The sequence below is a fragment of the Nocardia sp. NPDC006630 genome (assembly GCF_040611495.1).
Lineage (GTDB): Bacteria > Actinomycetota > Actinomycetes > Mycobacteriales > Mycobacteriaceae > Nocardia.
Genome location: NZ_JBEXOK010000011.1, coordinates 58,697 through 77,486, shown reverse-complemented (window position 1 = coordinate 77,486; position 18,790 = coordinate 58,697). Strand labels below are relative to the sequence as shown.

Sequence of the window (18,790 nt, the reverse complement as noted above, 5' to 3'; positions counted from 1 at the left end):
GAAACGTCAAGTGCGAGTAGCGCAGTCCTGGCTGACGGAAATCCTGCAGCGCACCACCCCCGGGTGGTCGGTGACGCCGGAGGAGCTCGACGCGGGGTTCGTCCGGGTCGGCCTGGAGGTCGAAGAGGTCGAACAGCTGCAGCGGGTGGGCGGCGAGATCGAGCATCCGCTGGTGGTCGGCCGGGTTGCCGAGATCACCGAGCTGACCGAGTTCAAGAAGCCCATCCGATTCTGCAAGGTCGAGATCGGTAAGCCCGAGCTGCAGGAGATCGTCTGTGGCGCAAGGAATTTCGCCGTCGGTGATCTGGTGGTCGTGGTGCTGCCGGGTGGTGAGCTGCCCGGCGGCTTCAAGATCGCCTCGCGCAAGACCTACGGGCACACCTCCAATGGCATGATCTGCTCGGTCGCGGAACTGGCCATCGGCAAGGACCACAACGGCATTCTGGTGCTCGAGCCCGGCACCGCCGAGCCCGGTACCGATGCCAATGAGCTGCTCGGCCTGGACGATACGGTCATCGAGCTGGCCATCACGCCCGACCGCGGTTACGCCTTCTCGGCGCGCGGTCTGGCGCGCGAGCTGGCCTGCGGCTTCGACCTGGAATTCCAGGATCCGGCCGTGCGGTCGCTGCCCGACGCCGATGCCGAGGCGTGGCCGGTGCGGCTCGAGCCCGAATCGCTGTGCACGCGTTTCGCGGTGCGCAAGGTTGCCGGTATCGATCCGAAGGCCGTGAGCCCGTGGTGGTTGCAGCGGCGACTGCTGCTGTCGGGTGTGCGCCCGATCTCCCCGGCGGTCGATGTCACCAATTACGTCATGCTCGAACTGGGCCAGCCGCTGCACGCTTTCGACGCCGCGAAGGTGTCGGGCGGACTCGTGGTGCGGCGTGCCAACAAGGGGGAAACCCTGCGCACCCTCGACGAGGTCGAGCGCACCCTCGATGCCGAGGATGTGGTGATCGCCGATGATTCCGGCGTCATCTCGCTCGCGGGCATCATGGGCGGCGCGAGCACCGAGGTCGGCGGGGAATCCACCGAGATCATTCTCGAGGCCGCGACCTGGAATCCGATCGCCGTGGCGCGCACCGCGCGCAGGCACAAGCTGGGCTCCGAGGCCAGCCGCCGCTTCGAGCGCATTGTGGATCCGGAGCTCAATCTGGCCGCCCTGGACCGCGCCGCCGGTTTGCTGGCCGAGATTGCCGGTGGCACAGTCGAATCCGTGCTCACCGATGTGCGGGTGCCGGTTCCGGCCGTCGAGCCCATCGCCATGGATATCGATCTGGCCGATCGCATTGCGGGCGTGCACTATGCGCCCGGCGCTTCCACCCGCCGGCTGCAGCAGGTCGGCTGCGCGGTCGATGTCGGCGTCAGCGAGGCCGGGCACGGTCAGTTGATCGTCACCCCGCCGAGCTGGCGGCCCGATCTCACCCAGCCCGCCGATCTGGTGGAGGAGGTGCTGCGGCTGGAGGGTCTGGACAAGATTCCGTCGGTGCTGCCCACCGCCCCGGCCGGTCGCGGACTGACCGCCGAGCAGAAGCGCCGCCGGGCGGTCAGCAAGGCTCTGGCGTTCGAGGGCTGCGTCGAGGTGCCGGTGCCGGTGTTCATGTCCCGCGAGGTGTTCGACATCTGGGGACTGCCCGCCGACGATCCGCGCCGCAACACCATGCGCGTGCTCAACCCGCTGGATGCGGATCGGCCCGAACTGGCCTCGACGCTGCTGCCGGGACTGCTGGAGGTGGCCGCCCGCAATATCTCTCGCGGTGAGCGCGATCTGGCCATCTACGGGATCGCCCAGGTGGTGCGCCGGACCGAGCAGACCGCGCCGGTCGGCCCGCTGCCGGTGGACCGCCGTCCGACCGAGGACGAGATCGGCGCCCTGCTGCGCTCACTGCCCGATCAGCCGGTGCATGTCGCCGCCGTGCTGACCGGTAAGCGCGAACCGCGCGGACCGTGGGGCCCCGGTCGCGCGGTCGAGGCCGCCGATGCCTTCGGCCTGGTCGATGTGGTCGCCGAGGCCGCGGGCGTGGTCATCGAGCGCCGGGCCGTGGCCTTCCTGCCGTGGCATCCGGGCCGTGGCGCCGAACTGCTGGTCGACGGTGTGGTGGTCGGCCACGCCGGTGAACTGCATCCGGCCGTGCTGGAGCGGTCCGGCCTGCCGCCGCGCACCTGCGCCGTGGTGATCGATCTGGATGCGCTGCCGCTGCGCGAAAACCGGCCCACCCCGGTGGTTTCGCCGTTCCCGGCGGTCCTGCAGGACGTGTCGGTGAGTGTCGCCAAGACGGTTCCGGCCGCCTCGGTGGAGGCCGCACTGCGCTCCGGCGCGGGCGAGCTGCTGGACAAGATCTCGCTGTTCGACGTGTACGAGGGCGCGCAGGCCGGCGAAGGCCGTAAATCCCTCACCTACGCGCTGCGCTTCCGTGCCATCGACCGCACGCTGACCGAGGACGAGGCCAGTGCGGCCCGTGACTCGGCGGTGGCTGCGGCGGCCGACGCCGTCGGTGCGGTGCTGCGCTAGCCGGAACTGATCGGGAATATCGAGCAGCGGCTCGTCGCAGGCACTTTCGGGTGTCGCGACGAGCCGCTGTCGTATGGAGGAGTAGGAAGGCGTTATGCGGCATCCGGCACGGCCTTTTCTCAATGCGCTGACCTACGTCCCCGATCGGCGCATCGTCATGACCCCCGACCAGTTCGGGGTCGGGTACGAGGATCTGTCCCTGCGGACCACGGACGGGGTGACCGTCAACGCCTGGTTCGTGCGGGCGGCCGGGGAACCCCTGGGGCACATCCTGTTCGCGCACGGCAATGGCGGCAATATCGGTGATCGGTCGCCGATTCTGGCGCTGCTGTCGGCGGCCGGTTTCGATGTGCTGGTCTTCGACTATCGCGGATTCGGCCGCAGCGGTGGGCGACCCAGCGAGGAGGGCACGTACCTGGATGCGCGGGCGGCGCGCGACGCCCTGCTCGCACAGCCGGGAATCGATCCGAATCGGATTGTGTACCTGGGGAAATCGCTCGGTGGCGGGGTCATGCTGGAGCTGGCGACGGCGTATCCGCCCGCGGCGCTGGTGCTCATGTCGACCTTCACCGGGCTGCGGGATGCGGCGGGGGCCGTCTATCCGTATCTGCCCAAAGTGGTGGTGCCCGATGCCTATCCGAGTCTGCGGCGGATTCGGCGGCTGCGGTGCCCGGTGCTGATCATGCACGGCGATGCCGATGAAATGCTGCCGGTGCGGATGGGGCGCACGCTCTACGAAGCGGCTCCGGAGCCCAAGGAACTGGTGATCTATCCGGGTGGTGCGCACAATGATCTGGTGCTGATTCCGGGGTGGTCGGGCACGGTCGCGGCTTGGGCCGCGAAGGTGCTGCCGCCCAAGCGGCTGACCTCTGGATAGTGCTTACTTACGAATGATGTTCGCGAGGAACTCGGCATTGCTGCCGGTCCGGCGCAGACCGTCGAGCAGCAGGTCCAGCGCGCGCTGATCATCGAGCTCGGACAATGTCCGGCGGAGCTTGTCGACCGCGTCGTGCTCGGCGGGAACCATCAGCAGCTCATCGCGGCGGGTGCTCGAGCGGGTGACGTCGACCGCGGGGAACACGCCCCGGGCCGCGAGATTGCGGTCGAGCTTGAGTTCGGCATTGCCGGTGCCCTTGTACTCCTCGAAGATCACGGTGTCGCCGAGCGAACCGGTCTCCACCAGCGTGGTGGCGACAATGGTGAGCGAGCCGCCGTGTTCGATATTGCGGGCCGCGCCGAGGAACTTCTTGGGCGGCAGCAGTGCGGCGGAATCCACACCGCCGGAAAGGATTCGGCCCGAGGCCGGTCCGGAGGTGTTGTAGGCGCGGGCCAGCCGGGTGAGCGAATCGAGCAGTACGACAACGTCATGTCCCTGTTCGACGAGCCGCTTGGCGCGTTCGATGGCCAGTTCCGCGAGTGCGGTCTGCTGCGCCGGTGAGTGATCGAAGGTGGCGGCGACAACCTCGGCGGGAACGCCGCGGGAGAGGTCGGTGACCTCCTCGGGCCGCTCGCCGACCAGCACCATCATGAGGTGGACCTCGGGATGATTCGCGGCGATGCCGTGCGCGATCGCCTGCAGCACAGAGGTTTTGCCCGCCTTGGGCGGTGCGACGATGAGGGCGCGCTGCCCCTTGCCGATCGGCATGATCAGGTCGGTGACCCGGGTGGTGAGCTTGTGCGGCTCGGTCTCCAGGCGCAGGCGCTCGTCGGGATGAATGGGTGTCAGTTCGCCGAAGTGCGGGCGCGAAATGGCTTCGCTCGCAGGGCGGCCGTTGACGGTGTCGATGCGCACCAGCGTTGCGGACTTGCCGCCCTTGGCATTCGACTGCTGGGCATTCGACTGATTCGGGGTGCTCGGACGCACGAGTGCGGTCACGAAATCGCCACGGCGCAAACCGAATTCGCGGACGAGCCGGGTGGGCACCGAGATATCGGCGGGGTCGGGCAGGTAGCCGTTGCTGCGCAGGGTTGCCGTATTGCCGCTGATATCGAGGATTCCCGTTGCGGGCGACAGTGTTTCGATGGTGTCGAGGACCGGCGGTGCGGTGTTCTCGACGGACGTGGTTGGGGTGGACTTGGACGGGGTGGACTTGGGTGCGGCGGCGCGATTGCGGGCCGGCCGGGTTTCCATGGTGGTCATGAGTGTTCTCCTGTGAAAGGCATCCGGTGACTTACGCACCGGGAGTGTGTATGTGGAGCGGCCGCGTACGGCCGGAGGCGGGACGCCGGGACGGCGGGCCGCAAGGGGATCCGAGTGTGTGTCAGCGGGTAGCTCAGAACTACTGCCGGAAAACTGACTCGGAAGGGAAGAAATCTCGTGGGAGGGACCTGCGTCTACCTACATCCACGGGCTTACAACACGGCCTACCATACGCCGTACTCGGCGTCAGCGCAATGGCGCCCTCGGTGGGGCGCGCGCTGCGTAGCCTGGTCCGTATGAGCAATGCCGAGGATCTCGTATCGGAATTGGCGAAGTTGCCGGATGCCGAGCTGGCGGCGGCCGTGGCCGAGGCCAGTGCCGGCCGGGCCGCATTGGGTGCGCTGCACGAGGTGGCGGCCGCGGTGGCGGCCACCGCCGGTCATGCACCCGACTACATCGATGTGACTCCGGACACGGATCCGGCGCCCGGCTCGCCGCCGCTGGACGTTCCTGTCACATTGGACCAGGTAGAAGGGGGTCCGGCGGGCATGGTCCCACCGGTACCGCCAGCCGGTATACCGATCGCGCCAGGCATTGGCGGGTATACGACATCGGGCGTCCCTACTTTCGAGTCAGTTCGCGATAAGGTCGAGCAGCGCTACGGCACCGCACAGGGGATGGACGAGCTCGATCGGCAGACGCCCGCGGGTCGTAGCGTCGAGGAACAGTGGGACGCGCGGCAGAAAACCGCGCGGGAACGCCTGGAACAGATTCGAAAATCGATGCACGGCAACGATTCCGACTGAACTCGGCGGTCTTTTCTTGACGATGGGTGGAACCCTATGACCGAGCCGCGCGAAATCGCCGAACGGCTGCTCGACCTGCAAGTCGACTTCATTCTCGCCGAGGTGACCGGCGATCGCTTCACCGAGGTGATCGGCCGCGATGTGGAGGCGGTGATCGGCATTGCCGACACCATCATCTTCCGCGATGTGGTGGAGCTCGACCAGGCCAAGCAGACGGTGGCCACAATTATCAATCTGATCGGCGGCAGCCCCGTCCTACAGGAGATGGTCGGCCAGCTGTCGCTCTCGCTGTATGACGATATCGCCGCGAACAATGACTACACCCTCGGCGACGTGGTGGAGCGCGAGCCGGTGGAGCAGCTGCTGGAGAAGATCTTCGGCATGCACCAGGCGCAGGAGCGAATCCTGGAGCGGCTCACCGAGAGTCCGCTCATCGCTACCGTGGCCTCCAAGTTCGTGGACAAGCTGATCTCCGATTTCATGGAGAGCAATCGGCAGATGGCGAACAAGATCCCGGGCGTCGGCTCGCTGGTCTCGCTCGGCACCTCCGCCGCCAAACAGGCCCGCAAGGCCGCCGAGAAGGCCACCGGCGACGGCACCTTCCTCGGCGAAATGGCCGGTAAGGGAGCGCAATTCGCGCTCAAGCGGACCAATAACGCGATTCGCGAAATGCTGCGGGACGCGCCGGTGCACGATGCCGCCATGGAATTCTGGGATCTGCACGCCGGTGAGCCGGTGAGCGGTCTGCGCGAGTATCTCTCGCAGCAGGATCTGCAGGATCTGGCGCTGATCATCTACCGCATCGCGCTCACCACGCGCGAGAAGGAGTACTTCGGCATCCTGGTCGACCAGGGCGTGGAGGTCTTCTTCGAGAAGTACGGCGATCACACCCTGGCCGCGCTGCTGCCGGAGCTGGGTCTGTCCGGTGCGGACATCGGCAGGGAGATTCTGCGCTACGGCCCCGCCGTGGTCGAGGCGGCCAAGCGAAACGGTGTGCTGGCCAAGCTGATTCGCGAACGCCTGGAGCCGTTCTTCGTCTCCGATCAGGTCATCGCCGTACTGGCGGAGGCCACCGAGTAGTAGTCCGGCGCCCCGGCCACCGCCGGGGCGCCGCCCGCTGGAGGCGTTATGGATCTACCGATCACCGGTGAGCGCCTCACAGTGCTGTCGCCCGGCCCCTTTGTGCTGGTGCTGGGCGCGGGCGCCTATGAAATCCACATCGAGGGCGAGCTGGTGCTGCACCGCACCGGGGCCTCCACCCTGCACCATATTGCCGGCGAAGCCCCCGCCGAAGATCTGGCCGTCGCTCTGGACGGCGTAATAGTCTCCGCCGCAGTGGATTCCGATGGCACGCTCCGCATGCTCCTGGACTCGGGTGCGCAGCTGGCAGTGGAACCCGACCGCTACTACGAGGCCTGGCATGTCACCGCCCCCGGCATCTACCTCGTCGTCTGCATGCCCGGCGGCGAACTCGCGATCTGGTCCGAGAAGTCCTGACCCGCATCGCATCCGGCCGGACGCCTGCCGTATGCGTTCCCGCGGTGTGCGCCGCGGTCGGTGTGCGTGCCAGGCACGCACACCGACCGCGGCGTATCCCCGGTGTGCCGTATGTCGGTACGGCACATCGTGGCCGATGCACTGCGGCACGTTCTGCGGGTCGCCCATCATCAGCGACCCGAGCCCATGCCGTCCCCTCCGAGGCATCCGGTAGTGGCCGTGCAGCGTTGAACGGCCCTGGTGAGCATCCCGAGTCGGCCCACTCCGCGTCAATGCGAAGCCCTGTCCCAATTTGTCCCAGTTGTGCGATTTGCGGTTCGGGCCCGCGGGCCGTACAGAGTGCCTGCGCCATCGTTAATACCGAACGGTAGGTTTGTCTGCGGCGGTGCGTGAAAGCATCATCGAGATCGGGTCTGGAGGAGTCACAAGGGTGGTCGAAGCACACTCGGCAATTGCGGGTTTCCTGCGCGTACGACGGGAGGCGGCCGGCTTGACGCGGGCGGAACTGGCACGGCGCGCCGGAGTCTCGGAGGCCTTGATCCAGAAGGTCGAGCAGGGCACTCGGCACCCCACCCCGACCGCGCTCGCCGCACTGTTCGAAGCGCTGGATGTGCCGATGCAGTACCGCGAGCACGCCGCGAATGTGCTGCAGCCGGAACTGACCGATATCCCGTACGACGGTGACATACCGGAGCAGGCCGAACTGGACTTCCTCAGCAGCCTGCCCTATCCGGCGTGCTATCAGACGCTGCCCGGACTGGACCTCATCGCGGCCAATGACGCCTATCTGCAAGCGTTTCCGGGTCTGACGCCCGGTGTCAACATCATCGCGTGGATGCTGCTGGATCCGATCGCGCGCCATGTCATGGGCGACTGGGAGCGGGAGGCGCACTTCATGGTGTGGGCTTTCCGGCACATGGCCCCGGGCATCGCCACCCCCGAACGCATCGAAGAGATCACCCTGCTGTGCCGGGAGGCGCCGGACTGGGAACGCTTCTGGTCGACGGATATTCCGCCCCCCGAGATCCGCCGCCGCCCCACCCGCGTGCGGTCGCTCGAGACCGGTGAGTTCCTGCGCATGCAGGTCCACATCTTCCGCTGCGAGTTGCCCCGCCGCCAATGGTGGATGTATACCCTGGTGCCCGCACTCGGCCCCGAATGATTCGCTATCGCCCTGCGGCACAGGCCATTCAGGCTCGCCGGTAGGTTCGACTGCGAGCAGCACGCACTGGAGCAACGGATATCGGGTACGGAGGAGCGGCAGTAGTGGCCGAGGCGCATACGACAATTGCGGGATTTCTGCGCGTGCGCCGGGAAGCGGCACGGCTGACGCGCGCGGAACTCGCACGGCGGGCGGGGGTTTCGGAGGCGTTGATTCAGAAGATCGAACAGGGTGTCCGCCAGCCCACCGCGATCGCGCTCGGCGCGCTCTTCACGGCATTGGAGGTCGAGTTTCCGTATCGCGAATGGGCCGCCAGCGCACTGCTGCCGGAACTGACCGGGCTGCACTACGGCGAGATGGAACCGGCCGAGCTGAATTTTCTGCAGACCCTGCCGCACCCGGCGTGGTATCAGACCGTTCCCGAGCACGACATCATTGCGGTCAATGACGCCTATCGCCGGTGGTTTCCGGGTGCGGAGGCGGGTGCCAACGGCCTCGAGTGGATGCTGCTGGATCCGCGGGCCCGTGCGGTCATGGGTGATTGGGAGCGGGAGGCGCACACCATGGTGTACGCCTTCCGGCATATGGGGCCCGGCGCCGCCGCGTCCGCCCGCGGCGAGGAGATCGCCGCCGTCTGCCGGCAGTCGCCGGACTGGGAACGACTGTGGTCGAAGCGTCTTCCGCCGGAGGGGGTCCCGCACCGCAGCACCCGGGTGCGGTCGCCCGACACCGGCGAGTTCATTGTGATGAACGTTCAGCTCTTTCGCTGCGAACTCCCGCGCCGGGAGTGGCTGATGTACACCATGACGCCCGCGCGCACTGCCGGATAGCCCGCTACGGCCCTGCGCGGCAACACGTTCCGGGCGCCGGCAGGGCGCCGATCAGGCTCCGGCCGCCCGGCTCAGCACCGCGATCGGGAACTGACGGGTGCTCAGCGCCCGGTAGGTGGCGAAGTCGGGGTAGCCGGCGACCAGTGTGCGCCAATGGGTTTCGTACTCGGCCGGGTCGGTGACCACGCGCACGTCGACGGGCCAGTTCTCGGCGCCGACCTGGACGCGGGCGGTGGGGGAGGCGGTCAGGTTCAGCCACCAGTTCGGGGTGCCGGGGTGGCCGCCGTTGGAACCGGACACCAGCAGATCGTCACCGGAGCGGATCAGCATGAGCATGACCGGACGTGGTTCGCCGGATTTGCGGCCGGTGACGATCAATTGGAAGACCGGTTTGCCCTGCAGGGTGGCGAGCTTGGTGCCGCCGGATCGGACGTAGATCCAGCTGTTCACGCGCGAATAGGCGCGTGCGCTCCAGCCGAGGTAGATGCTCGAGTAGTGATTGAACCGTCCGCTCAAGGTGAGGGTGCCGGTTCCCGAATTCTTGCCTGCCATCTGTATCCCAATGCTCGACGCCGCGTAACGCGGCTCACTTTACATACTGTCCAGTGAGTCGTCAGGTGGCCGGTGGGACTGCGCGGATCAGTTCACGCAGGGGATATCCGAGCCGATGGTCGTAGTGACCGGCTTACCGTTGTCGGGGGCGCCGTCGGTGGTGGTCGTGGCTGCCGCGGCGGCTGCCGCTGCCTTGGCGGTTGTCGTGGTCGTGGTGCCGCCGGTGGTCGCGGCCGCCGGGTCGAGGGTTTCCGGAAGCTCGAAGTCGGTGCCCAGGACCAGTTTGATATGCCCGGCGGTGACATTCGAGGACGGGCTGGCGGAGACGCCGCCGAGCATATCGGTCAGCTGCTGGGCATCCGCGTCGGCGCCGGTGCCGTAGTAGATGACGGTGGAGCTGCCATCGGAGGAGGTGGCATTGCTGACATCGCCGGTGGGAAATCCCTTGGCGCCCAATGATTTCTGCACCTTGGCCGCCATACCGGGGGTGCCGGTGGCATTGACCACGTCGAGGGTGCTGGTGGGTGTGGTGCGGGGCGCGGCCGCGACGGCCGGCTGTTCCACACCGAAGGCGCTGCGCACGGTCTTCTTGATGGCGACCGGATCGATGATATTGACGTCCTGGCCGTCGACGGTGTCGTAGCGCAGTACCGGAAGGGTATTGAATTCGATCGAGGGCGAACCGGCGCGGCCCACGGTGGTGATGAAGTCGGTGAGGCTCCAGCCGTCCGAGAGCACCACATCCTTGTGCGCCACATCCATGAGCGCCTTCAGCTTGCCCACATTGGTGAGCGTGCCGGAATCCTTCAGCGATTTGGCGACCGAGGTGAGGAACGCCTGCTGCCGGTGTGTGCGGTCGAGGTCGCCATTGTCGAGGCCGTGGCGCTGGCGCACGAAGGCCAGGGCGTCGGAGCCGTCCAGATGCTGCTTGCCGGCGGGAAATTGGGCGCCGGAGTAGTAGCTGTCGTCCACCGCGTGATTGAGGCAGACGTCGACGCCGCCGAGCGCGGTGGCCAGATCGTAGAACCCGGCGAGCGAGACCTCGGCGAAGCGGTTGATGGGAACGCCGGTGAGCGCCTTCACCGTCTGCACGATCGAGGTGCGCCCGGCCTCCCGGCCCTGCCGCTCCAGATCGACCTTGTCGGTGACGCCCTGCGCCTTGAGCTTCTCCTCGACCATGTACTTCTTGAGACCGTACGACTCTTTGATCTTGGCGTGGTCGTAGCCGGTGATGCCGGAGACCGGCACGTAGTCGTCACGCGGAATGGAGAAGGCGATGATCTTCTTCATATCCTTCGGAATATGCACGAGGATCAGGGAATTGGCGTTGTAGCCGCCCTCGGAGCCGTCGCCGGCGTGCAGCTGGTCGAGGATCTCCTTCGGCAGATCGTTGCCGTTGAGATCCTTTCGGGTATCCAGCCCGATGAGCAGAATATTGATATCGCCGTCGAGGGTGCGGTCCTCCTCGGCGATCGCGCCGGAGCGGGTGAAACCCTGGTCCAGGGTGGTCTCCCCGTACCAGAGCACACCGGTGATGCCCATCACCCCGACGGTGACCAGCGACATGACACCGCGGCCGGCATAGCGCAGCCGCTTCGATTGCGCGGAGGCCGGAGCTTCCGCGGCGCGGCGATGCGAATTCGGCCGGGCGCGGCGGGTGCGCCGGGGCTCGGTCGGGGGCGTCTCAGCTGACCTGCGCGCACTGCCGGTGGGGCGGTAAACGGGGAGCTGTTCAGTGTCGTCGTCGTACATGGCTACGTCGAGTGTGCCGGAGGAGACCGGTGATGTCAGATCGGCCTCTGATTATGCCGGAATAAGCACCCTCGGGTGAATGAAATTGCACAGTCATGCATAACCATCACATCCGACGACTAGTCCTCGACGATGGCGACGGCGTCGATCTCGACCAGCATTTCCGCTCGTGGCAGTCCCGTGAAAACGGTGGTGCGGCTCGGCAGCACCGCGCCGCGGGTGTGCGCGGTGACGAATTCGCCGTACGCGTCGTTCATGACGCTGAAATCCTCACGCTTGGTGAGGTAGACGCGCAGCATCACCACATCGTCGAAGCTCGCACCGCTCGCCTCGACGATCGCCTTCACATTCTCGAGCGTCCGGATCGTCTGCGCCGCGACGTCACCCGGGTACAGGTACTCATTGGTGACGGGGTCGACCGGACCCTGCCCGGAGACCTGGACGAAGGGGCCCTTGCGCACACCCTGCGAGAAGGTGTGCGCGGGCGCGGGGGCCTTGTCGGTGCGGACGGCGATCTTTTCGCTCATGGTCGGCCTTTCACTGGTCGGGGTGGGTGGTGCTCGGACTCCAGCCGAGCTCGGTGGAGACGGCCGCCGCCGCGGCGCGTACCTGCGGCAGCATGCCGAGGACCTGGTCGTGGTCGAGCAGCATGTCCGGCACCGACATCGAGAGCGCGGCGACGACCGCGCCGGTGCCGTCGCGAATCGGGACGGCCACGCAGTTGATGAAGCTCTCGTGCTCCTCGTGGTCCTCGGCATAGCCCTGGGCCGCAACGAGTTCCAGCTCCGCCAGGTACTGCTCGGGGGTGCGGATGGTGCGGTCGGTGAAGGGCCGGTACTCGATGCCCTCGGCGATCCCGCGCCACGACGCGCGCGGCAGCGCGGCGACGAGCACCTTGCCGACCGCGGTGCAGTGCAGTGCGGCGGGCCGCCCGATCCGCGAATACATCCGGACGCTGTGGGTGGCATCGAGTTTGTCGATGTAGATCGCCTCACCGGATTCGTAGGTGGCCAGGTGCACGGTCTGACCGGTGGCGGCATTGAGCGCGGTCAGGTGCGGCCGCGCCGCGATCCGCACATCGCGACCCTCCAGCGAGCGATTGGCGAGCTCGAAAAGCCGTGAGCCCAATCGATATTTATGCTCCGGGTCGTGCGTGACGAAGCGCTCACCCTCCATGGTCTGCAGCAGCCGCAGCACGGTGGACTTGTGCACGCCGAGCTGGGTTGCCAACTGGTCCAGGGATTTCGGCTCCTCACCGAGTTCGGCGAGGATGGTGAGGGCACGCAGCAGGCTCTGGCTCATGAGGGGACATTCTCGGGGATGGGCTGCGGCCGGGCGTAATTCATTCCCGCCCATTCGGAAGTACTCGCTGCGGAGCGGGATTCGAGGGTCGCCAGCGGCGGCAGCTCGGCGACGTCACCGGTGCCGGTGAGCGCGGCGGCGGCGCACAGATGCCCGAAGCGCAGCAGGTGCTCGTGCGGGCGGCCCTGCAGCAGCGCCGCCAGATAGCCGCCCGCGAAGGCATCGCCCGCACCGATGCGTTCGGTCACGTCGAGGCGCAGGGCGGGGACCTCGAGGCGAACATCGCCGATGTATCCGGTCACCGAATGCTTATCGTTCTTCACGATCAGGTGGCGGGGCTGCGGGAAGAGGGCGCGCAGCCGCTCGGCGTCACCGACCCCGAAAACCGCTTCGGCCTCATCCGCGCCGAGGAACACCACATCGCTGCCGCGAATATGGCGGGCCAGGATCTCCCCGGCGGATTCGCCGCGCCGCTCCCAGAGGGCCGGGCGGTAGTTCAGGTCGAAGCTGATCAGGCGCTGCCCGCGCGGCTGGGTGAGCAGGCTCGCGGTGAACTCGGTGGCGGCGGGCGACAGCGCCGGGGTGATACCGGTGAAGTGGATGACGTCGGCCCCGCCGAGCAGTCGCGCGGCCGCGGGGAGATCGGCAGGGGACAGGGCGCTGGCGGCAGATCCGTTGCGGTAGTACAGCATTCGGCTGGCTCCGGCGTCCAGATCGCCCGCCTGGGCGGAGCCGCTGCCGCGTTCCTTCACGTAGACGCCGGTGGGCCGGGCCGGATCGACGGTCACGGCGGAGGTGTCCACGCCGCGCGCACCGAGATGCCGCACCAGATAGCGGCCGAAGCCGTCGTCGCCGACCCGGGAGATCCAGGCGGTCTGAATGCCGAGCTGCGCGAGCACCGTGGCGACATTCGCCTCGGCGCCCGCCGCACCGCGTTCGAAGGTGTGCGAGTCCTCCAGCGGGCCCGGCTGCGCGATCAGTACGGCGAGTCCCTCGCCGACGGTGACCGCGCGCTTAGTCGGCTGGGTCACACCAATCTCCTTTGAACGGTTGCGGCTTGCGGTCTTCGTGTGCAGAATAACCACCACTAAACACAATGCGCAACAAGCGTTGCAAAATATGCAATGTGAATTGGCTATGAATAGTCGGCTGTGAATCAGTCGCATGAAATCGGAAGGAATGCCGTGGCTCTCGACAATGGCGTCGTCACCGCCCTGGGCGGGGAGCGGCTGGGACCGCAGCACAAATCGCTGCCGCCCGCCGCCTGGGGGCTGAGCGTGCGCGAATACCTGGCCACCGCACCGCATCTGGACGATCTGCAAACGCCGGTGCTGACCGTGGACCGCGCGGCCGTCGATTCCAACCTCGCGGTCATGGCGGCGTGGTCGCGGCAGGCCGGGGTCCGGCTCGCCCCGCACGGCAAGACCACCATGTCGCCGCAGCTGTGGCGTGAGCAGCTCGAGGCCGGCGCATGGGGCATCACCCTGGCCACCGTGTGGCAGGTGCAGGTGGGCCGCTCGTTCGGACTGGACCGCATCATGCTCGCGAACGCGTTGGTCGATCCGATCGGATTGCGCTGGGTCGCCGACGAATTGGCGAATGATCCGGACTTCGAGTTCTACTGCTGGGCCGATGGCCTCTCGACCGTGCGCGAGATGGAACGGATCCTCGAGTCCGCGCCCGAGGGTGTGCGAGTGCCGGTGCTGGTGGAACTCGGTGGGCCGCACGGGCGTACCGGGGCCCGCACCCTGTCCGAGGCGTACGAGGTGGCCGAGGCCATCCACGACTCCGCACGGCTCGTGCTCGCCGGTGTCGGTGGTTATGAGGGCGCGCTGGCGCACGACCGCACCCCGGAAGGGCTTGCGGCCGTGCGGCATTACCTCGACGAGCTGGGCATCCTGCATCAGGAGCTGGCGTCCCAGGGCCGCTACGAAGGTCGCGCGATCCTCACCGCCGGTGGCAGCGCCTATCCGGATCTGGTGGTGGAGCGGCTCGCCGGACTCGCGGACGAGGAAGGCGCGCACGGGGTTTCGACCACGGTGGTGCTGCGCTCGGGCGCGTACCTGATCCACGATGACGGCTTCTACTCCGGTATCTCCCCGCTCACCGCCGGCGGTGTGGCGCTGACCGGTGCGGACCGCCCGCTGCGTGCGGGTATGCATGGCTGGGCGCGCAGCGTGTCCCGGCCGGAACCGGGGCTTGCGCTGCTCGACGCGGGCAAGCGTGATCTCCCGTTCGATGAGGGGCTACCGGTCCCGCAGCGAATGGCGGGACCGGCAGTACAACCGCTGCCCGCGGGCGCCGTGGTGACGGCCCTCAATGACCAGCACACCTTCCTGCGGCTGCCGGAGGGCAGCGCCGCTGCGGTGCCGGTGGGTTCGGTGGTGCGACTGGGGCTTTCGCATCCGTGCACGGCCTTCGACAAATGGCGGCTCATTCCGGTGCTCGACGACGCCGATGCCGAGCGGCCGCGCGTCGTCGACTTCCTGCACACCTTCTTCTGAGCGGACTGCCATGGCCGACTTACTGATTCGTGATATCGACATCATCGACGGCACCGGCGCGGACCGGTACCGGGGTGATGTGGTCGTGGACGGTGGCCGCATCACGCGGATCGCCCCGCCCGGCACGGTGACCGCGGCCGCCCGCATTCTCGACGAGGGCGAGACCCTCGCGCTGGCACCGGGTTTCATCGATATGCACGCCCATTCGGATCTGCACCTGCTCACCGAACCGGGCCACTTCGCCAAACTCAGCCAGGGCATCACCACCGAGGTCCTCGGACAGGACGGGCTCTCCTACGCGCCCATCGACGATGCGGCGCTGGCCGTGGTGCGCCGCCAGATCGCCGGGTGGAACGGCAATCCCGCCGATCTCGACTTCTCCTGGCGCACCGTCGCCGAGTATCTGGACCGCCTGGATACCGCGCGCATCTCACCCAATGCCGCGTACCTGGTGCCACAGGGCACGCTGCGCCTGATGGTGGTGGGCAGTCATCAGCGCGCCGCCACCACCGCCGAGATCGACCGGATGCGCGCACTGCTCGCGCAGGCTCTGGCCGAGGGTGCGGTCGGCATGTCCAGTGGACTCACCTATACGCCCGGAATGTATGCCGGCACTTCGGAACTCGCCGCATTGTGTGAGGTGGTGGCCGAAGCAGGGGGCTTTTACGCCCCGCACACTCGCTCCTACGGTGCGGGCGCGCTCGAGGCCTACGCCGAGATGATCGAACTCTCCCGGCGCACCGGCTGCGCACTGCATCTCACGCACGCCACCATGAACTTCGGCGTGAACCGCGGGCGCGCACCGGAATTCCTCGCCCTGGTCGACGCGGCCCTGGCGGACGGCTGCGATATCAGCCTCGATACGTATCCGTATCTGCCCGGGTCCACCACACTGTCGGCATTGCTGCCCAGCTGGGCCATGTCCGGCGGGCCCGATGCGGCGCTCGAGCGCATTGCCGATCTGGCGACCCGGCTGCGCATCGTGGCCGATGTCAATGAGAACGGCTCCGACGGCTGCCACGGCGTGGTGGTCGACTGGGAGACCATTCAGATCAGCGGTGTCGCGAATCGGGAACTCGATCGCTACGTCGGGCGCACCGTCAGCGAGATCGCCGCCGAGCGGGATATGCCGCCGGTCGAGGTGTTCTTCGACCTGCTGACCCGAGATCAGCTGGCCACCACCATCCTTCAGCATGTCGGGCACGAAGAGAATGTGCGCGCCATCATGCGCCACTCGCGGCATATGGGCGGCAGTGACGCACTGCTGGTGGGGGAGCGGCCGCATCCGCGCGCCTGGGGCACCTTCCCGCGCTACCTGGGGCGCTACTCGCGTGAGCTCGGCGTGCTCGGGCTCGAGGAGTGCGTGCACCACCTCACCGGCCGTCCGGCGCAGCGGCTCCGGTTGCGCGAGCGCGGACTGATCCGGCCGGGCTATGCCGCCGATCTGGTGCTGTTCGATCCGCACACGGTGGCGGATACCGCCACCTTCGACAACCCCAGGCAGCAGGCGCGCGGCATTCCCTACGTCCTCGTCAACGGCGAATTCGCATTGGACGCAGGCAAACCCACCGATGTGCGGGCCGGTCGCGCCCTGCGCATGGATTCCACTCGGAAGGAGACCCGTTGACCTCCGCCATGGACGTCATTCGAGCCGATCGTGTACTCACCGTGGTGCGGGCGCCGGAGATTCCCGATCCGGTGGCCCTTGCCGAGGCGCTCGCCGGATCCGGAATCCGCGCCGTGGAACTGACTTTCACCACCCCGGGCATTCTGGATTGCCTGCGCAAGGCCGCCGAGGCCGGACTCGGGGTCATGGGCGCGGGCACCGTGCTCACCGGTGAGCAGGCCGCGGCCGCTATCGACAGCGGCGCGCGATTCCTGGTGACGCCCGGAGTGCGCGAGGAGGTGGCCGAGGTGGCCACGCGGCGCGGAATCCCGGTTGTCATGGGCGCTTTGACCCCGACAGAGGTCATGCAGGCCATGGATTTGGGTGCGGCGGCAGTGAAGATCTTCCCCGCCCGCACCTTCGGCCCGGGCTATTTCAAGGACCTGCGCGGACCCCTTCCCGAGGCGCAATTGATCCCCTCCGGCGGGGTCAACGCTGGTAATGCCGCGGATTTCCTCACCCAGGGCGCGGTGGCGGTCACCGCCGGAACCGACGTGGTCGCGCCCGCCGATGTCGCGGCCGGGCGCTGGGCCGAAATCGCCACGCGGGCGGCGTCGTTCGTTCGATCTTTGAACTGAGAGGTACACCATGGGCGCCACAGTCGACTGGCTGCGCACCACCACCCCCGGACTGCTGGTGCTCTGCGGTCTGTCCATCGCGATCCTGCTGCTGGCGATCATTCGCATCAAGCTCGAGCCCTTCATCGCACTGCTGCTCACCAGCCTGGCCCTGGCCCTCGCGGCGGGCCTGCCGGTGTCGAAGATCGTCGGCACTCCGATGAAATCCGGTGACTCCCTGCTGGAGACGGGTTTCGGCGGCATTCTCGGGCATATCGCCGTGATCATCGGCCTGGGCACGGTGCTCGGCGCGATCCTGGAACGCTCCGGCGGCGCGGATGTGCTGACCGACCGGCTGCTGCGGGCCTTCGGGGAGCGGGGCGCGCCCGTCGCCATGGGTCTGCTCGGCCTCATCTTCGGCATCCCGCTGTTCTTCGATATCGGGATCTTCGTGCTCGCGCCGCTGGTCTACGTGGCCGCCAAGCGCGGCGGCGGTTCGCTGGTGCGCTATGCGATGCCCATGGTCGGGGGTCTGTCCATGACGCATGCGTTCCTGCCGCCGCATCCGGGTCCGGTATCGCTGGGCGGTCTGCTCGGCGTCAGTCTCGGCTGGCTGATCCTCATGGGATTCGTCTGCGGCATACCCGGATTCATCGCGGCAGGCATCGTCTGGGGTAGCTGGATCGGCAATCGCGTGAAGGTCGAGGTGCCCGCGGAGTTCCTGGTGGCGGAACCGGCCGGTGACGGCCCCGGCACTACCACGGCCACGGCGGTGCGCCCGCCGCCCTCGGTGGCGCTCATCGGCGGCATTATCGGAATTCCGCTGGTCCTCATTCTCGGCGCGACCTTCGGCAGTCAACTGCTGCAGGCGAATTCGCAGCCGCTGGAGGTGCTCACCTTCCTCGGTACGCCCGCCGTGGCTCTGCTCATCGCCGTGCTGACCGCCTTCTACGTGCTGGGTCTGCGGCGCGGGCAGACGGTGCAGGAGTTGAGCACCCTCACCGCCGAATCGCTGCGCCCGGTGGGCATGCTGCTGCTGGTGGTCGGTGCGGGCGCGTTCTTCGGAAAGGTCATCTCCGCCACCGGAATCGGCTCGGCCCTGGCCCAAACCATGTCCGCCGCAGGTCTTCCGGTGATCGTGCTCGCCTACATCATCAGCTGTGGCCTGCGCATCGCCCAGGGCTCGGCTACCGTCGCCATCGTCACCACCGGTGGCATTGTCGCGCCGCTGGTGGTCGGCCACGACTACTCGCAGATGGCGCTGGCCCTGATCGCCATGTCCATCGCCGCGGGCTCGATTGTGCTGAGCCATGTCAATGACGGCGGCTTCTGGATCATCTCCAAGTTCTTCAATCTGACGGTCAAACAGACGCTGCAGACCTGGACGGTGCTGGAAACAGTGCTGTCGGTGGTGAGCTTCGCGGTGGCGGCGACGCTTTTCGCTTTCGTGGCCTGACCTGCGCTGATCGAGGCTGGAAGGCCGATGCGGCGGGGGTCTGCCGGACCCCGCTGT

General features: G+C 67.4%; 16 protein-coding genes and 1 pseudogene. 11 read left to right on the top strand and 6 right to left on the bottom strand.

Features of this window, described 5'->3' with window-relative positions:
* The first annotated feature begins 10 nt into the window (after positions 1-10).
* The gene (gene pheT, locus ABZX86_RS30895) at positions 11-2,509 is read left to right on the top strand and encodes a phenylalanine--tRNA ligase subunit beta (RefSeq protein WP_355128452.1); all 2,499 of its coding nucleotides are present in this window, start codon (positions 11-13) and stop codon (positions 2,507-2,509) included.
* A gap of 94 nt (positions 2,510-2,603) precedes the next feature.
* A complete protein-coding gene (locus ABZX86_RS30890; RefSeq protein WP_355128450.1) occupies positions 2,604-3,386 on the top strand; it encodes an alpha/beta hydrolase in 783 nt (260 codons plus the stop codon).
* A 3-nt stretch (positions 3,387-3,389) separates the two neighbouring features.
* Here ABZX86_RS30890 and rho read toward each other — a convergent pair.
* Positions 3,390-4,508: pseudogene (gene rho / locus ABZX86_RS30885) on the bottom strand (transcription termination factor Rho); the annotation flags it as partial.
* A gap of 437 nt (positions 4,509-4,945) precedes the next feature.
* Between rho and ABZX86_RS30880 the strand changes: the two are divergent.
* The 5 genes from ABZX86_RS30880 to ABZX86_RS30860 all read left to right on the top strand — a co-directional run bounded on the left by ABZX86_RS30880 (position 4,946) and on the right by ABZX86_RS30860 (position 8,944).
* On the top strand, positions 4,946-5,455 hold the full coding sequence (locus tag ABZX86_RS30880) for a hypothetical protein (RefSeq protein WP_355128448.1): 510 nt from the start codon (positions 4,946-4,948) through the stop codon (positions 5,453-5,455).
* Positions 5,456-5,491: 36 nt separating this feature from the next.
* Complete coding sequence (locus ABZX86_RS30875; protein ID WP_355128446.1) at positions 5,492-6,535, top strand: hypothetical protein; 1,044 nt, start codon at positions 5,492-5,494, stop codon at positions 6,533-6,535.
* A gap of 48 nt (positions 6,536-6,583) precedes the next feature.
* Positions 6,584-6,952, top strand: a complete 369-nt coding sequence (locus ABZX86_RS30870) for a DUF6188 family protein (RefSeq protein WP_355128444.1) — start codon at positions 6,584-6,586, stop codon at positions 6,950-6,952.
* Between the two features lie 430 nt (positions 6,953-7,382).
* Complete coding sequence (locus tag ABZX86_RS30865) at positions 7,383-8,114, top strand: helix-turn-helix domain-containing protein (RefSeq protein WP_355128442.1); 732 nt, start codon at positions 7,383-7,385, stop codon at positions 8,112-8,114.
* 104 nt (positions 8,115-8,218) lie between these two features.
* Positions 8,219-8,944, top strand: a complete 726-nt coding sequence (locus tag ABZX86_RS30860; protein ID WP_355128440.1) for a helix-turn-helix domain-containing protein — start codon at positions 8,219-8,221, stop codon at positions 8,942-8,944.
* Positions 8,945-8,995: 51 nt separating this feature from the next.
* Here the strand turns inward: ABZX86_RS30860 and ABZX86_RS30855 are convergent, their stop codons facing one another.
* The 5 genes from ABZX86_RS30855 to ABZX86_RS30835 all read right to left on the bottom strand — a co-directional run bounded on the left by ABZX86_RS30855 (position 8,996) and on the right by ABZX86_RS30835 (position 13,581).
* Positions 8,996-9,496 (bottom strand): nitroreductase/quinone reductase family protein, encoded by a 501-nt coding sequence (locus ABZX86_RS30855; protein WP_355128438.1) that lies wholly within the window; start codon positions 9,494-9,496, stop codon positions 8,996-8,998.
* An 87-nt stretch (positions 9,497-9,583) separates the two neighbouring features.
* The gene (locus tag ABZX86_RS30850) at positions 9,584-11,248 is read right to left on the bottom strand and encodes an LCP family protein (RefSeq protein ID WP_355128436.1); all 1,665 of its coding nucleotides are present in this window, start codon (positions 11,246-11,248) and stop codon (positions 9,584-9,586) included.
* A 119-nt stretch (positions 11,249-11,367) separates the two neighbouring features.
* The gene (locus ABZX86_RS30845) at positions 11,368-11,775 is read right to left on the bottom strand and encodes a RidA family protein (RefSeq protein WP_355128434.1); all 408 of its coding nucleotides are present in this window, start codon (positions 11,773-11,775) and stop codon (positions 11,368-11,370) included.
* A gap of 10 nt (positions 11,776-11,785) precedes the next feature.
* The gene (locus tag ABZX86_RS30840; RefSeq protein WP_355128432.1) at positions 11,786-12,550 is read right to left on the bottom strand and encodes an IclR family transcriptional regulator; all 765 of its coding nucleotides are present in this window, start codon (positions 12,548-12,550) and stop codon (positions 11,786-11,788) included.
* Positions 12,547-13,581 carry a sugar kinase gene (locus ABZX86_RS30835; RefSeq protein ID WP_355128430.1) on the bottom strand — a complete coding sequence of 345 codons (1,035 nt, stop codon included), beginning with the start codon at positions 13,579-13,581 and terminating at the stop codon, positions 12,547-12,549. The genes ABZX86_RS30840 and ABZX86_RS30835 overlap by 4 nt, the downstream gene beginning before the upstream one ends.
* Positions 13,582-13,734: 153 nt before the next feature.
* Between ABZX86_RS30835 and ABZX86_RS30830 the strand changes: the two genes are divergently transcribed.
* The 4 genes from ABZX86_RS30830 to ABZX86_RS30815 are packed head-to-tail and all read left to right on the top strand — an operon-like array spanning position 13,735 to position 18,733.
* Positions 13,735-15,054: an amino acid deaminase gene (locus tag ABZX86_RS30830; protein ID WP_355128428.1), complete on the top strand. Its 1,320-nt coding sequence runs from the start codon at positions 13,735-13,737 to the stop codon at positions 15,052-15,054.
* A gap of 10 nt (positions 15,055-15,064) precedes the next feature.
* A complete protein-coding gene (locus ABZX86_RS30825) occupies positions 15,065-16,681 on the top strand; it encodes a D-aminoacylase (RefSeq protein WP_355128426.1) in 1,617 nt (538 codons plus the stop codon).
* An 8-nt stretch (positions 16,682-16,689) separates the two neighbouring features.
* On the top strand, positions 16,690-17,298 hold the full coding sequence (locus tag ABZX86_RS30820; protein ID WP_355128944.1) for a bifunctional 4-hydroxy-2-oxoglutarate aldolase/2-dehydro-3-deoxy-phosphogluconate aldolase: 609 nt from the start codon (positions 16,690-16,692) through the stop codon (positions 17,296-17,298).
* Between the two features lie 10 nt (positions 17,299-17,308).
* Positions 17,309-18,733, top strand: coding sequence for a gluconate:H+ symporter (locus tag ABZX86_RS30815; RefSeq protein ID WP_355128424.1), 1,425 nt, complete (start codon positions 17,309-17,311; stop codon positions 18,731-18,733).
* Positions 18,734-18,790 lie beyond the last annotated feature (57 nt).